18 protein-coding genes and 1 pseudogene are annotated in these 14,801 nt (G+C 65.0%); 9 read left to right on the top strand and 10 right to left on the bottom strand.

Annotated features, from left to right (window positions below; genetic code table 11):
- Nucleotides 1-212: 212 nt before the first annotated feature.
- The 8 genes from Q0D45_RS16520 to Q0D45_RS16485 all read left to right on the top strand — a co-directional run bounded on the left by Q0D45_RS16520 (nucleotide 213) and on the right by Q0D45_RS16485 (nucleotide 6,174).
- On the top strand, nucleotides 213-785 hold the full coding sequence (locus Q0D45_RS16520; protein WP_293395192.1) for an SRPBCC family protein: 573 nt from the start codon (nucleotides 213-215) through the stop codon (nucleotides 783-785).
- Nucleotides 786-938: 153 nt separating this feature from the next.
- Nucleotides 939-1,628 carry an outer membrane lipoprotein chaperone LolA gene (gene lolA / locus Q0D45_RS16515; protein ID WP_293395189.1) on the top strand — a complete coding sequence of 230 codons (690 nt, stop codon included), beginning with the start codon at nucleotides 939-941 and terminating at the stop codon, nucleotides 1,626-1,628.
- Nucleotides 1,629-1,652: 24 nt separating this feature from the next.
- The gene (locus Q0D45_RS16510; protein ID WP_293395186.1) at nucleotides 1,653-2,978 is read left to right on the top strand and encodes a replication-associated recombination protein A; all 1,326 of its coding nucleotides are present in this window, start codon (nucleotides 1,653-1,655) and stop codon (nucleotides 2,976-2,978) included.
- Between the two features lie 55 nt (nucleotides 2,979-3,033).
- Complete coding sequence (locus tag Q0D45_RS16505) at nucleotides 3,034-3,237, top strand: type II toxin-antitoxin system VapB family antitoxin (RefSeq protein WP_293395183.1); 204 nt, start codon at nucleotides 3,034-3,036, stop codon at nucleotides 3,235-3,237.
- Nucleotides 3,234-3,638, top strand: a complete 405-nt coding sequence (locus Q0D45_RS16500; protein ID WP_366946481.1) for a PIN domain nuclease — start codon at nucleotides 3,234-3,236, stop codon at nucleotides 3,636-3,638. The genes Q0D45_RS16505 and Q0D45_RS16500 overlap by 4 nt, the downstream gene beginning before the upstream one ends.
- The gene (gene crcB, locus Q0D45_RS16495; protein ID WP_293395177.1) at nucleotides 3,635-4,018 is read left to right on the top strand and encodes a fluoride efflux transporter CrcB; all 384 of its coding nucleotides are present in this window, start codon (nucleotides 3,635-3,637) and stop codon (nucleotides 4,016-4,018) included. Before Q0D45_RS16500 ends, crcB begins: the two co-directional genes overlap by 4 nt.
- Before the next feature lie 54 nt (nucleotides 4,019-4,072).
- Nucleotides 4,073-5,356, top strand: a complete 1,284-nt coding sequence (gene serS, locus Q0D45_RS16490; RefSeq protein ID WP_293395174.1) for a serine--tRNA ligase — start codon at nucleotides 4,073-4,075, stop codon at nucleotides 5,354-5,356.
- Between the two features lie 14 nt (nucleotides 5,357-5,370).
- Nucleotides 5,371-6,174 (top strand): putative RNA methyltransferase, encoded by an 804-nt coding sequence (locus Q0D45_RS16485; protein WP_293395171.1) that lies wholly within the window; start codon nucleotides 5,371-5,373, stop codon nucleotides 6,172-6,174.
- Between the two features lie 6 nt (nucleotides 6,175-6,180).
- Here Q0D45_RS16485 and Q0D45_RS16480 read toward each other — a convergent pair whose 3' ends face one another.
- From Q0D45_RS16480 to Q0D45_RS16430, 10 genes and pseudogenes are all read right to left on the bottom strand, one after another.
- Nucleotides 6,181-7,608 (bottom strand): patatin-like phospholipase family protein, encoded by a 1,428-nt coding sequence (locus Q0D45_RS16480; protein WP_293395169.1) that lies wholly within the window; start codon nucleotides 7,606-7,608, stop codon nucleotides 6,181-6,183.
- Nucleotides 7,609-7,621: 13 nt separating this feature from the next.
- Nucleotides 7,622-8,509, bottom strand: coding sequence for a carbon-nitrogen hydrolase family protein (locus Q0D45_RS16475; RefSeq protein WP_293395166.1), 888 nt, complete (start codon nucleotides 8,507-8,509; stop codon nucleotides 7,622-7,624).
- Entirely contained in the window at nucleotides 8,506-9,099 is a 594-nt protein-coding gene (locus Q0D45_RS16470; protein ID WP_293395163.1) for a GNAT family N-acetyltransferase, read from the bottom strand. The genes Q0D45_RS16475 and Q0D45_RS16470 overlap by 4 nt, the downstream gene beginning before the upstream one ends.
- A gap of 49 nt (nucleotides 9,100-9,148) precedes the next feature.
- Nucleotides 9,149-9,559 carry a ketosteroid isomerase-related protein gene (locus tag Q0D45_RS16465; RefSeq protein WP_293395161.1) on the bottom strand — a complete coding sequence of 137 codons (411 nt, stop codon included), beginning with the start codon at nucleotides 9,557-9,559 and terminating at the stop codon, nucleotides 9,149-9,151.
- Nucleotides 9,560-9,603: 44 nt separating this feature from the next.
- Nucleotides 9,604-10,035, bottom strand: coding sequence for a cyclic pyranopterin monophosphate synthase MoaC (moaC, locus tag Q0D45_RS16460; RefSeq protein WP_293395159.1), 432 nt, complete (start codon nucleotides 10,033-10,035; stop codon nucleotides 9,604-9,606).
- Between the two features lie 30 nt (nucleotides 10,036-10,065).
- The gene (locus Q0D45_RS16455) at nucleotides 10,066-10,515 is read right to left on the bottom strand and encodes a molybdenum cofactor biosynthesis protein MoaE (protein WP_293395157.1); all 450 of its coding nucleotides are present in this window, start codon (nucleotides 10,513-10,515) and stop codon (nucleotides 10,066-10,068) included.
- Between the two features lie 3 nt (nucleotides 10,516-10,518).
- Nucleotides 10,519-10,764, bottom strand: coding sequence for a MoaD/ThiS family protein (locus Q0D45_RS16450; RefSeq protein WP_293395155.1), 246 nt, complete (start codon nucleotides 10,762-10,764; stop codon nucleotides 10,519-10,521).
- 3 nt (nucleotides 10,765-10,767) lie between these two features.
- A complete protein-coding gene (gene moaA / locus Q0D45_RS16445) occupies nucleotides 10,768-11,781 on the bottom strand; it encodes a GTP 3',8-cyclase MoaA (RefSeq protein ID WP_293395152.1) in 1,014 nt (337 codons plus the stop codon).
- Nucleotides 11,782-11,835: 54 nt separating this feature from the next.
- A complete protein-coding gene (locus tag Q0D45_RS16440; RefSeq protein WP_293395149.1) occupies nucleotides 11,836-12,339 on the bottom strand; it encodes a DUF934 domain-containing protein in 504 nt (167 codons plus the stop codon).
- Nucleotides 12,336-14,006, bottom strand: a pseudogene (locus tag Q0D45_RS16430) (nitrite/sulfite reductase). Before Q0D45_RS16430 ends, Q0D45_RS16440 begins: the two are co-directional and overlap by 4 nt.
- Before the next feature lie 185 nt (nucleotides 14,007-14,191).
- Here Q0D45_RS16430 and Q0D45_RS16425 point away from each other — a divergent pair.
- On the top strand, nucleotides 14,192-14,801 hold a 610-nt coding region (locus tag Q0D45_RS16425), incomplete at its 3' end, for a phytase (RefSeq protein ID WP_293395141.1).

Genomic DNA, 14,801 nt, shown 5'->3' with positions numbered 1-14,801 from the left:
GTCCGGCCCCGGCGGCAATCGCGAAATCCTCGGGCCTGGCGGCCGGGATTGAGCACCTCGGCGGGGCAGCCGGGAGATCTCCCGCTTTCCCGAACAGGGCTGCTGTGGCAGATTACGCGGCCTTGCGTGAGTATCGACGTCGATCGGTGCCGGGCGCAAAGGGGCACACATCCCGATCTGCACCATTTAAATTCCTTGAGAGGATTCAATCCATGAAGTCGATTTACGCCGCTGCTGCCGTCACGCTGGTCTCCGTTCTCGCCGCTGGCTGCAAGCCAGCCCCGGCTCCGGAAGCCGCTCCGGCCGAAGCTGCCCCGGCTGCTGAAGCTGCACCGGCCGCCGCCGGTGCAGAACTGTCGGTCAGCAAGTCGGTCTCGATCGCTGCCCCGGCCGACGCCGTCTGGGCCAAGGTCAAGGACTTCAACGGCATGAACACCTGGCACCCGGCGATCGCCAAGTCGGAAATCGTCGAAGGCACCAACAACACCGTCGGTGCCGTGCGTCAGCTGACGCTGGCCGGCGAAACCCCGAGCACGATCAAGGAAAAGCTGACCGCGCTGGACGACGCCGCCAAGTCCTTCTCGTATGAAATCATCGAAGGCCCGCTGCCGGTCAGCGACTACGCGTCGACGCTCACCGTCGCCGCCGAAGGCGCCGGCAGCACCGTTACCTGGTCGAGCAAGTTCAAGGCCAAGGGCGCCGACGACGCGACCGCGACGACGACCATCGAAGGCGTCTACACCGGCGGTCTCGACAACCTGAAGAAGGTTCTCGAAACGAAGTAAGCGACACGTTTCCTGGCGGTAAGGAAAAGGCCCTTCGGGGCCTTTTTCCGTTTCTGTTGGCTGAATCGACACGGCGCGGCGAAGCCGCTCAGCGGGGCTTCAGCCGACAGGCGATAATTTCACGGTCTCACTCTTCGTACCCCGTGGCCTCCCATGATCCGATCGCTGTCATCGCTGCTGGCTGTCCTGCTTCTGTCGTCGACAGCTGCGTCCGCTGCTGGCGCTGATTCTGCGCAAGACGCGCTGAAGCGCTTCGTCGACGGCGTGCAGACCTTCGAGGCGCACTTCGAGCAGACCCAGACCGACGATCGCAACAAGGTCACGGCCCGCAGCAGCGGCATGTTCCTCCTTGCCCGTCCGCCAGCATCGGCGAAGACCGGCGTCGGCCGCTTTCGCTGGGCCTACGAAAAGCCTTACGAGCAGTTGTCGATCTGCGATGGCGTGAAGCTCTGGGCGTTCGATCCCGATTTGAACCAAGTCACCGTGCGCAATGCTCGTGACGCGTTGGCCGGCACGCCGGCGGCGCTGCTGTCCCAGCGCGGCGGCCTCAGCGAGGCTTTCGTCGTACAGGACGGCGGCAGCGAAGGCGACGCCCGTATCGTGCGCCTGCTGCCGAAAGCCAAGGACGGTGATTTCAAGCTGATCGAACTGACGCTCGACAAGGCTGGCGCGCCGCAGCGGATGCGCTTCGAAGACCCGATCGGCGGCTCGTCGGAAGTGAAATTCAGCGCGATCAAGACCAATCAGAAGATCGACGACACGCAGTTCAAGTTCGTGCCGCCGAAGGGCACGGAAGTGGTCGATGGCGACAGCCCGCCGAAGGCTGGTGTTGCAACGCCCTGATGAATCGCCTCGCGGCTCGCCGTGATGCGTGAGCGTGCGGACGCAGCCCTGAACGCGCACGCGCCGTTGGCGGAGCGGATGCGCCCGCGCACGCTCGACGAAGTCGTCGGCCAGGCGCACGTGCTCGGGCCAGGCTCGCCGTTGCGGGTGGCGATGGAATCCGGCCGCATTCCATCGATCGTCTTCTGGGGCCCACCCGGTGTCGGCAAGACCACCTTGGCGCGGCTGATCGCCAATCACTCGGACGCGCAGTTCCTGACCTTGTCGGCAGTGATGGCCGGCGTGAAGGACATCCGTGAAGCGATGGTCAATGCGCAGATGGAGCGCAATGCCAAGCCGCCGCGCCGCACCGTCCTGTTCATCGACGAAATCCATCGCTTCAACAAGAGCCAGCAGGACGCCTTGCTGCCGTATGTCGAGGACGGCACGGTCACCCTGATCGGCGCGACCACGGAAAACCCGAGCTTCGAACTGAACGGCGCGCTGCTCAGCCGGCTGCGCGTGTTCGTGCTGCGCTCGCTCGATAGCGATGCGATCAGCGCGCTGCTGCGCCGGGCGCTCACTGAGCCCGAGCGCGGCATGGGCGAGGCGGCCGATGCATTGCCCGAGGCCTGGATCGAGCGTATCGCCGATTCTGCCGATGGCGACGCGCGCCGTGCGCTGATCCTGCTCGAAACCGCCGTCGAACTGAGCCGTGCCGCCGGCAAGAAGGACGACGCGCTGCTCGATCAATTGATCGGGCGTGGTCTGCGCCGCTTCGACAAGCAGGGCGAGAACTTCTACGACCAGATCAGCGCGCTGCATAAATCGGTACGCGGCAGCGATCCCGATGCGGCGCTGTACTGGTTCGCGCGGATGCTCGATGGCGGCGTCGATCCCGGCTATCTCGCGCGCCGCGTGCTGCGCATGAGCGTCGAGGACATCGGCCTTGCCGATCCGCGCGCGCAGGCCATGTGCATTTCGGCCTGGGACACCTACGAGCGGCTCGGCAGCCCGGAAGGCGAACTGGCGCTGGCGCAGGCGGTCGTCTATCTGGCCGTGGCACCGAAGAGCAACGCGGTCTATCGCGCGTACAAGAACGTTCGCGCGGCCGTCGAAAAGCACGGTTCGCTGGAAGTGCCGATGCACATCCGCAATGCGCCGACCAAGCTGATGAAGGGCCTCGGCTACGGCGATGGCTATCGCTACGACCATGACGAAGCCGATGGCGTCGCCGCCGGCCAGCAGTTCCTGCCCGACGCGCTGATCGGCACCGAGTTCTACAGCCCGGTACCGCGCGGCCTTGAAATCAAGATCGGCGAGCGGCTGGCGCAGCTGCGGGCGGTGTCGCGACAAAAGCCGGCCCGCTGACGCCCCATTTCATTTTGTGTATCATTTTGTAATTCGATACACACCGAGGCATCCGATGCGGACCAATATCGACATCGATGACAGCTTGATGGCTGACGCCATGGCTGCAACCGGCGCGCGCACCAAGAAGCAGGTGGTCGAAGACGGCTTGCGCTTGCTTGTGCGCATGCAGCGCCAGCAGGAGTTGCGCAGCTTGCGCGGCAAGGTGGCCTGGGACGGCAATCTCGAGGCGAGCCGGCTTTCCGTGCACGAACCGTGATCGTGGCCGACAGCTCGGTCTGGATCGACTTCCTGAACGGTGTCGACGGCCCGCAGGTCGAGCTGCTCGACCAGCTGCTCGACCGCGACACCGTCGTGACCGGCGATCTGATCCTGACCGAAGTGCTGCAGGGCATCCGTGACGATCGCGAGTTCCGCCGCGTGTCCAGCTTGATGGCGGCGCTGCCGAGCCATGAGATGGCTGGCTTCGACATCGCGCTGCGCAGCGCGCAGAACTATCGGCGGCTGCGCGCGCAGGGCATCACGGTGCGCAAGACCATCGACCTGCTGATCGGCACCTTCTGCATCGAGCATGGCCTGACGCTTCTGCACCGTGACCGCGATTTCGACGCGATGGAGCAGGGCCTCGGTCTCAAGGTGTTACGGGCGCACGCGGCATGAATGCAACGGTGATCTTCGCGGTTGCAGCGGGCGGTGCACTGGGTTCAGTCTCGCGTTACCTGTTGTCCACCCTGTTGCGCGGCGCGGCGCCCGATTTCCCCTGGGGCACGCTGGCCGTCAACCTCGTCGGCGGTTTCGCGATGGGGGCGATCACGGCGTATGCCTTGACCAAGCCTGGTGCGCTGTCCGACACGCTGCGGCTGGGCCTGACCACCGGCATCCTCGGCGGCTTCACGACGTTCTCGGCGTTTTCGATCGAAACGCTATTGCTGTGGCGCGATGGCAGCTCGACGGCCGCGTTCGCGAACATCGCCGCCAACGTCACCTTGAGCCTCGCGGCTTGCGCGATGGGCATGTGGCTGGGACGCCAGCTGGCCTGATCGTTACAGCCCCGCCGCTATACTGCGCGGCACTTTTTACCCGGATGCCGACCGATGCTTGACCCGAAACACCTGCGTGCCGATGCCGTCGCGATTGCCGCGCAGCTGGCGCGTCGCGGCTATGTCTTCGATCTCGAACGCTTCAATGCGCTGGAAGCACAGCGCAAGCAGATGCAGACCGAAACCGAAGCGCTGCAGGCCGAGCGCAACGCCGGCTCCAAGCGCATTGGTCAAGCGAAGGCCAAGGGGGAAGACGCGACGCCGATCTTTGCCGACATGGAACGGATCAAGACGCAGCTGGTGGGCAACGAAGCGGCACTGAACACGCTGCAGACCGAGTTCGACGAGTTTGCCGGCAGCCTGCCCAACGTCCCCCATGCCTCGGTGCCGGACGGCAAGAGCGAAGCCGACAACATCGAAGTCCGCCGCTGGGGCACGCCTCTCGAAAGCAGTGGCGCGAAGGATCACGCCGATCTGGGCGAAGCGCTCGGTCTGATGGATTTCGCTGCCGCCGCCAAGCTCACCGGCGCCCGCTTCACCGTGCTGCGCGGCCAGCTGGCGCGCCTGCATCGGGCGCTCGGCCAGTTCATGCTCGATGTCCATGTCGGCGAACACGGCTACGAAGAGCTGTACGTGCCGTTCATCGTCAATGCCGCGTCGTTCCGGGGCACCGGCCAGCTGCCAAAGTTCGGTGAAGACCTTTTCTGGCTGAGCAATGTGCCGGGCGAGGGCGCGCAGTGGGGCCTGATTCCGACCGCCGAAGTGCCGGTCACCAATCTGCTGCGCGACGAGATTCTCGACGCTGGAAGCCTTCCGAAGAAGTGGGTGGCCCATACGCCGTGTTTCCGCGCCGAAGCCGGCTCGGCGGGCCGCGATACCCGCGGCATGATTCGCCAGCATCAGTTCGAGAAGGTCGAGCTGGTGATGGCCACCACGCCGGAGGCCTCCTATGCCGCGCACGAGGAACTGACCGCGCACGCCGAGAACATCCTGAAGAAGCTCGAGCTGCCGTTCCGCACCGTCGTGCTATGCACCGGCGACATGGGTGCCAACGCGGCCAAGACCTACGACATCGAGGTCTGGCTGCCGAGCCAGAACAAGTATCGCGAGATCAGCTCCTGCTCGAACTTCGAGGACTTCCAGGCGCGACGCATGTTGGCCCGTTATCGCCATCCGGAAACCAAGAAGACCGAGCTGCTGCACACCTTGAACGGCTCCGGCCTCGCCGTGGGCCGCACCCTGGTCGCGATCATCGAGAACTACCAGAACGCCGATGGCACGATCGCCGTGCCGGCCGCGCTGCGCAGCTATCTTGGCGGCCTCGAGAAGATCGGCTGAGCGAGCCGCGCCCCGTGCTGGTCTGCCCGCTGTGTCGCGGCGAGCTGGTTCGTCAGCCGCCGACTTGGCGCTGTGCGAACAACCACTGCTATGACGTTGCTCGCGAAGGCTATGTGAACCTGCTGCTGGTGCAGCAGAAGCACAGCCAGGAACCAGGTGACAGTGCGGAATCGCTCACTGCGCGGCGTGCCTTTCTCGAAGCCGGCCATTACGGTCCGCTGCGCGATGCGGTGGTGGCGATGCTTGCGCCGCTCGCACCCGACCTACTGCTCGACCTCGGCTGCGGCGAAGGCTGGTACACCAGCGCGTTCCCGGCGATCGCCGCTGAGGTCATCGGCCTCGACATCGCCAAGCCGGCGATCCGGCTCGCAGCGAAGCGCTATCCCGGCGTTACCTGGATCGTCGGCAGCGGCGCCGCTTTGCCGGTCGACGATGCCTCGCTCGACATCATCAGCTGTCTGTTCACCCAGTTGCACATCGACGAGATGCACCGCGCGCTGAAACCCGGCGGCCACGTGCTGGTGGTGACGCCGGCGGCCGATCATCTGTGGTCGCTGCGAGCCGGGCTGTTCGAGGACGTGATGGCCCACGAGCCGGACAAGTTTCTCGCTGGCTTTGCCGATCGTTTCGAGCTGACGGCACGCGATGAAGTACGCGCACCGCTATCGCTCGGCAACGCCCAGTTGCGCCAGCTGCTGGCGATGACGCCCTACGTCTGGAAGGCGCGGCCCGAGCGCCGCGCGGCGCTCGAACAATGCGAGCAGCTTGAAACGACGGCCGCGTTCTCGCTGCTGCTGTTCAGGAAGCGCGCGCCGTGATCCCGTTCATGGCACCCATTCGATAGGCTCCAGTGCCTTCAGCAGGAACGGCATCATCACGTCGGCCTGGTTCCAGCCCCATTGGAAGGCCTTGTCGAAATCGCTCGCCGAAGGCAGCAGATTGAGCGGGCTCAGGGTCGGCTCGAAGCGCATCAGCCAGTCGAAATAGGGCCGTTGCGATGGCAGTTGCAGCTGGATCGCCTGAGTCACCGGCCACAGCCACAGATGGCGTGGATCGAACTGCGGATGGAAGCAGTCGAGCGCCAGATAGAACGCGTTGCGGGTGCCGATGCGACCGCTGTGCACGCCTTCCCAGGCAATGCGTGCCGGCACATTGGCGGCGACACCGCCATCGGCGAACAAGGCGACCGCGTGCTCCTCGCGCAGCCGCGTCAGCACGGCGTCGCTGATTGCATCGCGGCGCCTCGGCTCGTACTGCAGCACGGCGGGAATCGCGGCGGACAGGCCGACGGCGTCGATCACGCGCAGACTGCGCGTCGAAGGATCACGGCCGAGCACAATCGGCTTGACCACCCGTGGATTGAAGAACGTGCCGATCAGCAGCATTCGCTCGGTGACCAGCCGCGACAGCGACTTGTTGCGCACCTGCGCGGTGAGCAGCTCGCGCATCGTCGCCGGCATGTGGTCGTAGACGCTGGTGCGCATGCCGGCGATCACCGCTTCATAGGGAATTTCCAGATCCTTGAGCCGCAGCGGCGAGCCATCCGGATGGCGCATCGCCGTTTCCATGCCGCCGAGATGCAGGCGCATCAGGCCGGGCAGCGTGTGGGTGGCGCCAATGTGGGGACGGGCGAAGATGTGCCGCGTCTGCAGGCCCTTGGCCCAGGCCATCAGCGCTTCGATGTCGAGCTGCCGGGCGCGGCTCAGGAAGGCGCCGATCAGCGCACCGATCGAGGCGCCGACGATGTAGTCGGACGAGGTCTGCTCGGCTCTCAGGCGCGCGGCCGCGCCGATGTAGACGTAGCCGGCACCGCCGCCGCCGCCCATGATCGTGACCAGCGCCTTGCGGCCGACTTCGGCATCCAGCTCGGCTTCGTTGAAGCTGCCTTCGTGACGACGCAGCAGCTGCCGACGCGCTGACACCAGGCTCGGATGCAACGCGCGCAGCACGGCATTCGCACCGGCCAGACGTCGCTCAGGATCGCGTTCATGGCTCAGCGGCTTGTTCAGATCCAGCAGCACTCTTTCGCGCAGCGGCGCGATCAGGTCCTGCGCCAGTTCCACGTCTTCGCGGCGCGCGCTGCCATCGACTCCACCGGGTGCAAACACATGCAGCCGCGCGAAGCTCAGCAGGTAACGCAGCTGCTTGTACTCGCGCGAGATCAGGAACGAGGGCTTGGCGAGCACCGCGCGGACCAGCGACATTTCCATGCGCTGCAGGATCAGCAACTGCTTGTGCGTCGGTGCGGTCATCGAAGCTTTGGGCTTATAGCGATAGCGGAACGACGAGAGCCGCCGCCGACTCCGGCCAGTGCCGGAACGGCCGCACGGCACCGTTCTCGCGCACTTCGGCGACCTTCGCCGGATCGATCTCGGCATACAGCCATTGCGGCTCGTTCAAAGGCCCGAGTGCGATCACGCCGTCATCGGGAAAGCCGCGATCCGGCGGGCCATAGACGCCAGCGCTGCCGATGTTGACGTCGACGGCTGGCGACCACGCGGCCTCACCAACGATCGGCGACTGGATCACATAGCACTGGTTTTCCAGCGCTCGCGCCTGGGCGCCGACCTTCACCCGGTAGAAACCGGCCAAGGTATCGGTGCAACTCGGCACCAGGATGATTTCGGCGCCGGCTTCGCAGGCCGCACGGGCCAGCAGCGGGAATTCGGAGTCGTAGCAGATGTTGACGGCGATCCTGCCCAGTGCGGTATCGAACAGCTTCAGCGGTGGCTCGCTGCAGATGTTCCATTGCTCGCGCTCGAAGCGGGTCATCACCGCCTTGTCCTGATACTCGGCGCGGCCATCCGGCGCGCAGAACCAGGCGCGGTTGACCGTGCGGCCATCGGCCAGCGTCCAGGGATAGCTGCCGGCGAGGATGTAGACCTGATGCGCTTGCGCCAGCCGCTGGTGCAAGCTCAGCCAAACCTCGCGATGCGCCTGCATCGCGGCGATCTGGCCGTGCAGATCGGAGCACGTCGCGGCATCGAGATGGGCGATCGACATCGAGCCGTATTCGGGAAACACCAGCAGCGCAGCACCCTGCGCGACAGCATCGGCCACCCATTGCGTGATCAGCGCGTCGACGTCGTGCCAGGCGTTCGGCGAGAACACCGGGAACTGCGCGGCGGCGACAGTGAAGGCGCGCGCACTCATGGCAGACGGCGCAGCCAGAAGGTCATCGGCTTCGCGGTCGACACGGTTTCGCCGATATCCGGCCACGAGAACGTGGTGACAATCTCCGGCGCTTTCAGATAGCCACGCTTGCCCCAGAAGCGGTCGTTCGGCACGTAGCCGGCCGGCTTCATCGGGTGATCGTCCGGCCGCTGTACCGAGCAGAACGCGCAGACCTGCAGGCCCAGTTCGGCGGCGTGGGCTTCGCGCAGCTCGAAGAACTTCACGCCGAGGCCGAAGCCGCGGTACTCGGGCAGCAGCACCGATTCGCCGAAGTAGTCGATCGTCTCGATCGCGTGGCCGCCGGCAATGAACGGCGCCTGCGCTTCGGCGCCGGCATCGACTAGCGGCAGCACGGTGGACGCGCCGATGCAGCGCTCGCCATCCCAGACCAGGATCGCCAGGCTGCGCGGGCACTTCACATACAGATCGAGGTAATGCGCCTCGTAGTCGCGCGAGCCTTCGTACAGGTACGGAAAAGCGCGGAACACGGCGATGCGTACGGCGGCGAGTGCGTCGATCTGCGTGGCGATTTCGCTGCCGCGGAGTTGTTCGATTCTGAGTTCAGGCACTGCAAATCTCCGCTTACCCTCTCCCTTGGGGAGAGGGGAGACCAGCGTCTTAAGCGCCGACCTGCTTCAACCAATCATTCAGGTTGTAGTAGTTGGTCACTCGCGCGACCTTGCCATCGCGAATATCGAAGAACGCGCCGGCCGGCAGGGTGTAGGTCTGGCCATTCGCTTCCGGCAGACCTTCGTCGGTCTTCAGATACTTGCCGAGCACCAGGAATTCCACCGCCGCGCGGCTGCCGTCGGTGTTGACGTTGATGACGATGTCGGCGATCTGTTCGGAGTACGAGCGGTTCATCTTGTCCATGAACGCATTGAAAGCGTCCTTGCCGATTTCGCGGCCGCCCTGGTTGACGTCATGGATGATGTCGTCGGTCAGCAGGCCGAGAAAGGTCGGCCAGTCGCGGCGGTTGAAGGCGCCGTAGTAGTCAGCGAGCAGCTTGCGGGTGTTTTCCACGGACATCGTCGGATTCCTCTTTCAGGGACTGGAGCGCGCTCCGGACCAACTCAGGCGCGCAGGAAATCGCCGGACTTGCCGCCGGTCTTTTTCAGCAGCAGCACATCGCGGATGCGCAGATTGGTGCCGGCGTGCGGTTTCAGCATGTCGTACAGGCACAGACTGGCGATGCTCGCCGCGGTCAGCGCTTCCATCTCGATGCCGGTGCGGGCATGGGTCGCGACCTCGACGAGCACGGTCACCGTGGTCTCGGTGAACGTGTAGCTAAGGTCCAGCCGCTCGACCGGAATCGGATGGCACAGCGGCAGCAATTCCCAGGTGCGCTTCGCCGCGAGAATGCCGGCGGCACGCGAGATTTCCAGCGCATCGCCCTTGTCCAGCGTCTTTTCGCGCAGACGGATCAGCACATCGGCCGGCACATCGACCACGGCTTGCGCCACGGCTACGCGCAGGGTCACTTCCTTGGGGCTTACATCCCTCATTGGGCTCTCATCGGGCTCGCGCTTGTTGATTCAGAGTGATTCGACCGGCTGGATCGGCACGCCTTCGAGAAAGCGCACGGCACCGTCGACGTAGTGTTCTTCCTTCCAGATCGGCACCGCCTGCTTGATCGTGTCGATCGTCCAGCGGCAGGCCTCGAAGGCTTCGGCGCGATGGCCGCCGCGGATCACGACGATGACGCTGATCTCGCCGATCGCGAGCACTCCGACCGCGTGTGCGACCAGCACATGAACCTTGAAGCGCGCTTCCGCAGCGGCTTCGATCTCGCGCAACCGCGCTTCGGCAAGGCCGCGATGCGCGTGGTAGGTCATGCCGCTGACTGCATTGCCGAGATGCTCGTTGCGCACCGTGCCAGCGAACACCGCCAGCGCGCCGGCGTCGGCGGGCTGAGCTTCGACCAGCCAGTCGGCGAGGTTCAGGGCGCCGTCGCGGAGGCGGGGCAGGGACTTGATGGCGCTCATCGTTCAGCCAGCGGAAACCGGCGGAATCAGCGCAATCACGTCGCCGTCGAACAGCGGTGCCGTCGGTGAAGTGATCGCATCGCCGCTGGCAATCGCGACGCTGTCGCGGCGGGCGGAGAAGTCCGGATAACGCTCGGCGAGTGCATCAAGCGCGTCGTTGCCGGTCGCGCCGGATTGCAACTCAAGCGTTACCGCATCGCTACCGCACCAGCGCGCACTCGCGCCATAACACTCGACAGTCACGCGCATCGCTCAGCCTCCGAGCGAGTTCATCGCAATCGGCCGATCCGAATACCCGGGATTGGCTGCGTAGCCGGCATCCTTGTTCCAGACCGTCGAGCGGATGAGTTTGGACAGCGCAGCATCGTCGGCGCCATTGCGCATCGGGTCGCGCAGGCTGATGCCGTTCTTCGAGAACAGGCAGGGATAGAGCGAGCCGTCGGCGGTGATCCGCAGGCGATCGCAGCTGGCGCAGAACGGATTGGAGACGGTCGCGATGATCCCGATTTCGTTGCCGTCGTCGAGCTCGTAATAAGCCGCCGGATCGTTCGAGCGCGGCAGCGCGTTGACGGCGAACTCGGCACGCAGGTGTTCGAGGATGTCGGCCTGCGGCACCACGCGGTCGCGCGTCCATTCGCCGCGGCCGTCGAGCGGCATGAATTCGATGTAGCGCAGCGGCAGCTTTTCCTGCGCGGCGTAGCGGGCCAGCGGCAGGATCTCGCCTTCGTTGATGCCGCGGATGATCACCGCGTTGAGCTTCACCGGGATGCCGGCGTCGCGGGCAGCAACGATGCCGGCGAGCACCGGCTTGATCGAACGGCCGCCGGACAGCTTGGCGAAGATCGTCGGGTCCATCGCATCGAGGCTGATGTTCAGGTCGTCGACACCGGCGGCCTTCAATGCCGGGGCGCGCTTTTCCAGCAGCGCGGCATTGGTGGTCAGGCTGATGCGTTCCAGGCCGAACGGCCGTAGCGCTTGCGCGTCTTCGATGATGCCCTCGAGGTCGCGGCGCAGCAGGGGTTCGCCACCGGTCAGGCGTAGCCGGTTCACGCCGAGTTCGCCGACGAACAGCATCAGGATGCGGGACAGCTCGACGCGGCTGAGGCGATCGGCCCGGTCCATGAACTCGGGGCGTTCCGGCATGCAGTACGGGCAGCGGAAATTGCAGCGGTCAGTCAGCGAAATCCGCAGCTTGCGTTTAATGCGGCCGAACCGATCCTGGATCGGCAGCGGGGCCGTAGCGGTCGGGCGGGAGAGCTGCGTCATGCGCCATTGTACGACTTGAACCCGGCCGAATGGCGGCGCGTTTTTATGCTGTTTTCAGCCGGTTAGGCCGCGGCGACGCAGGAACACCGGCTCGGCATGATCGGCAGCCTGCTGGTACGGCACGCTGAATTCGTGGACCGCGGCGAGGCAGGCGGCCGGGTCCTGGCCGTCGCGCAGTTCGAAGCTGTTGAAGCCGCAGCGAAGCAGAAACTGGAACTGGTCGCGGACCACGGCCTTGCCGGTGGCGCGCAGTTCGCCCTTGAACTGGAAGCGCTCGGCGAGCAGGCGGGCCTGCGAGTAGGCGCGGCCGTCCGGGAAGCTCGGAAAGTCCAGTTCGATCAGCGGCCGCTCGGCGATTTCCGGCAGCACGGTGGCAACGTCGACGGTGTTCGGCAGCTTGATGCCGATGCTCAGGCCGGACGCCAGCAGCGCATCGCGCTCGGCCAGCCAGCGCGCATGGCTGACGATGACCTTGCCCGAAGTCGGCAGTGGCGCGTCATCGGTGAGCAGGACGTAGTCATCGGCTTCGATGCGCAGATTGCGGATCAAGGTGCTCACGCTTCAGCCTCGACCTTGGCATAAAGCCGCGTCTTGAACGGCGGCATGCCGACCCGGCGATAGCAGGCGAGGAAGGATTCGTCCTCGCTCATCCGCACGTCTAGATAGGTTTCGATCAGGTTCTGCACGGCGTTGGCGATGTCGGCACGCGACACGCTCGGGCCGGTGCGATCGCCGAGGCTGGCGTCGTTGCTCGATGAGCCACCGAGGGTGATCTGGTACCACTCCTCGCCTTTCTTATCGACGCCGAGAATGCCGATGTGGCCGACGCTGTGATGGCCGCAGCCATTCATGCAGCCGGACATGTTCAGCTTCATCTCGCCGATGTCGTGCTGGTCGTCGAGGTTCTCGAAGCGTTCGAAGATTTCCTCGGCGACGGCGATCGAGCTGGCGTTGGACAACGAGCAGAAATCGAGACCCGGGCAGCAGATCACGTCGGTCAACAGGCCGATGTTCGGCGTGGCCAGACCAATGCCGGCCAGCGCCTGCCACAGTGGGTAGAGATCCTTCTGCTGCACGTCGGCGAACACCAGATTCTGGGTGTGCATGACTCTCACTTAGCCGAACGAGTAGCGATCGGCGAGATCGGCCACCGCAGCGAGCTGTGCAGCGTCGATATCGCCAGGAGCGACGCCCTTCGCCTTCAGCGAGGCGAACACGGCCGAGTAGCCCGGCACACGATGCGCCTTCAGGTTGCGGCGGGTCCAGGCGGCGAACGCGGAGTTCGCTGCCAGCTGCTGCGCGTAGCTGGTGTCGCTGGCGGCGTCGGCGGCATAGGCCGGCGAGCTGAAGTGCTGCTTGACCCGGTCGAGATCGGCCTGGGTCAGCTTCAGGTAGGAATCCTTGATCTGCGCCCATTCGGCTTCGACCATCTCGGCGAACTTTGCCGGTCCGGTTTCCTTGACCAGGATCTTGATCCGCGCCTTGTAGATGTTGTCGCGGCGGCCGAGGCGGTTGTAGACGCGCAGCACCGCTTCGCAATAACTGAGCAGATCGGCTTCGGGCAGGAAGTCGCGAATCTTGACGCCGATGATCGGCGTGCGCCCGAGGCCACCGCCGACATAGATCGTGTAACCCAGTTCGCCGGCTTCGTTACGGATGATGTGCACGCCGATGTCGTGCACGCGGGTCGCTGCGCGGTCGGTCGTCGAACTGCTCATCGCGATCTTGAACTTGCGCGGCAGCCAGTTGAATTCGGGATGCAAGGTCGCCCACTGACGGGCGATCTCGCAGTACGGGCGCGGATCGACCAGCTCGTCGGCAGCAACGCCGGCCAGATGATCCGACGTGAAGTTGCGGATGCAGTTGCCGCTGGTCTGGATCGCGTGCATCTGCACGGTGGCGAGATCAGCCAGGATATCCGGTACCGATTCCAGCGTCGGCCAGTTGAACTGCAGGTTCTGGCGCGTCGTCAGATGGCCGTAGCCCTTGTCGTAGGTGCGAGCAATATGGCCGAGCATGCGCAGCTGCTTCGAGGCGAGCAGGCCATACGGGATGGCGATCCGCAGCATCGGCGCGAAACGCTGCACGTACAGGCCGTTGCGCAGGCGCAACATGCGGTATTCGTCGTCGGGGAGTTCACCGGCGAGGAAGCGCCGGGTCTGGTCGCGAAACTGGGCGACTCGTTCATCGACCAGTTTCTGGTCGTATTCGTCGTATTGATACATTGGCCTTACTGCTGGCAGACCCGCACGCGTTGGCGGGTGCGCACTTTACGCGGCGCGCCGAGGAATATCCTAATAACTTTCCTGATTGGCCGTCTGCCAAGCACGGCACCGCGCTGGCGGCCAGTCACTGTTTGGCCATTTGTGCCTGATAACGTCCGCGATCTTTTTGATCGAGAGGAGAAACGATGAGTCTGGGTATCCACCGAGCGGTGATGCTGGCCTCGGTCATGGCGCTCGGCGCCTGCACGGCCACGATGCCGAAAATCGACACCGCCAGCGTGTTCGCCGTCGGCCAGACGGCACCGGTGCAGACGCTCAACGATGCCGCCGACGATCCCGCGATCTGGCGCAATCCGGCTGATCCCGCCGAAAGTCTGATCGTTGCCAGCGACAAGAAGGCCGGCCTGTACGTCTACGGTCTCGACGGCAGCCAGCGGCAGTTTCTGCCGGCGCCCCGGCTCAACAACGTCGATCTGCGCGGTGAAGTGTCGATTGCCGGCGTCAACGAGGTTCTGGTCGCCGCCAGCGATCGCAGCGATCCTGCGCAGGCGGCCGTGAGCTTGTTCGCGCTCTCTCCCCGCAGCGGCGTGCTGCGGGTGCTTGGCAAGCTGCCGGCCGGCGAGGGCGAGGCTTACGGCATCTGTCTGTATCGGCGCGCGGAGGATCGGGCGCTGTTTGCCTTCCTCGTCCACAAGAGCGGCCGCATCGTGCAAATGGCGCTGGACCTTGCCGCCGCGCAGCCGCGCGGCACGATCGTCCGCGAGCTGAAGCTGGCGAGTCAGTCGGAAGGCTGTG

The organism is Nevskia sp. (assembly GCF_023266035.1).
Taxonomy (GTDB): Bacteria; Pseudomonadota; Gammaproteobacteria; order Nevskiales; family Nevskiaceae; genus Nevskia.
The sequence above is the reverse complement of the archived record's forward strand: the minus strand, read 5'-3'. Positions and strand labels throughout refer to the sequence as shown.

Excerpts from the sequence above, each read along its gene's own strand:
- Q0D45_RS16475 (WP_293395166.1), bottom strand. The coding sequence starts at position 8,509 with ATGAGTGCGCGCGCCTTCACTGTCGCCGCCGCGCAGTTCCCGGTGTTC.
- moaC (WP_293395159.1), bottom strand. The coding sequence starts at position 10,035 with ATGAGGGATGTAAGCCCCAAGGAAGTGACCCTGCGCGTAGCCGTGGCG.
- Q0D45_RS16465 (WP_293395161.1), bottom strand. The coding sequence starts at position 9,559 with ATGTCCGTGGAAAACACCCGCAAGCTGCTCGCTGACTACTACGGCGCC.
- lolA (WP_293395189.1), top strand. The coding sequence starts at position 939 with ATGATCCGATCGCTGTCATCGCTGCTGGCTGTCCTGCTTCTGTCGTCG.
- Q0D45_RS16450 (WP_293395155.1), bottom strand. The coding sequence starts at position 10,764 with ATGCGCGTGACTGTCGAGTGTTATGGCGCGAGTGCGCGCTGGTGCGGT.
- moaA (WP_293395152.1), bottom strand. The coding sequence starts at position 11,781 with ATGACGCAGCTCTCCCGCCCGACCGCTACGGCCCCGCTGCCGATCCAG.
- Q0D45_RS16520 (WP_293395192.1), top strand. The coding sequence starts at position 213 with ATGAAGTCGATTTACGCCGCTGCTGCCGTCACGCTGGTCTCCGTTCTC.
- Q0D45_RS16505 (WP_293395183.1), top strand. The coding sequence starts at position 3,034 with ATGCGGACCAATATCGACATCGATGACAGCTTGATGGCTGACGCCATG.
- Q0D45_RS16510 (WP_293395186.1), top strand. The coding sequence starts at position 1,653 with ATGCGTGAGCGTGCGGACGCAGCCCTGAACGCGCACGCGCCGTTGGCG.
- serS (WP_293395174.1), top strand. The coding sequence starts at position 4,073 with ATGCTTGACCCGAAACACCTGCGTGCCGATGCCGTCGCGATTGCCGCG.
- Q0D45_RS16480 (WP_293395169.1), bottom strand. The coding sequence starts at position 7,608 with ATGACCGCACCGACGCACAAGCAGTTGCTGATCCTGCAGCGCATGGAA.
- crcB (WP_293395177.1), top strand. The coding sequence starts at position 3,635 with ATGAATGCAACGGTGATCTTCGCGGTTGCAGCGGGCGGTGCACTGGGT.
- Q0D45_RS16455 (WP_293395157.1), bottom strand. The coding sequence starts at position 10,515 with ATGAGCGCCATCAAGTCCCTGCCCCGCCTCCGCGACGGCGCCCTGAAC.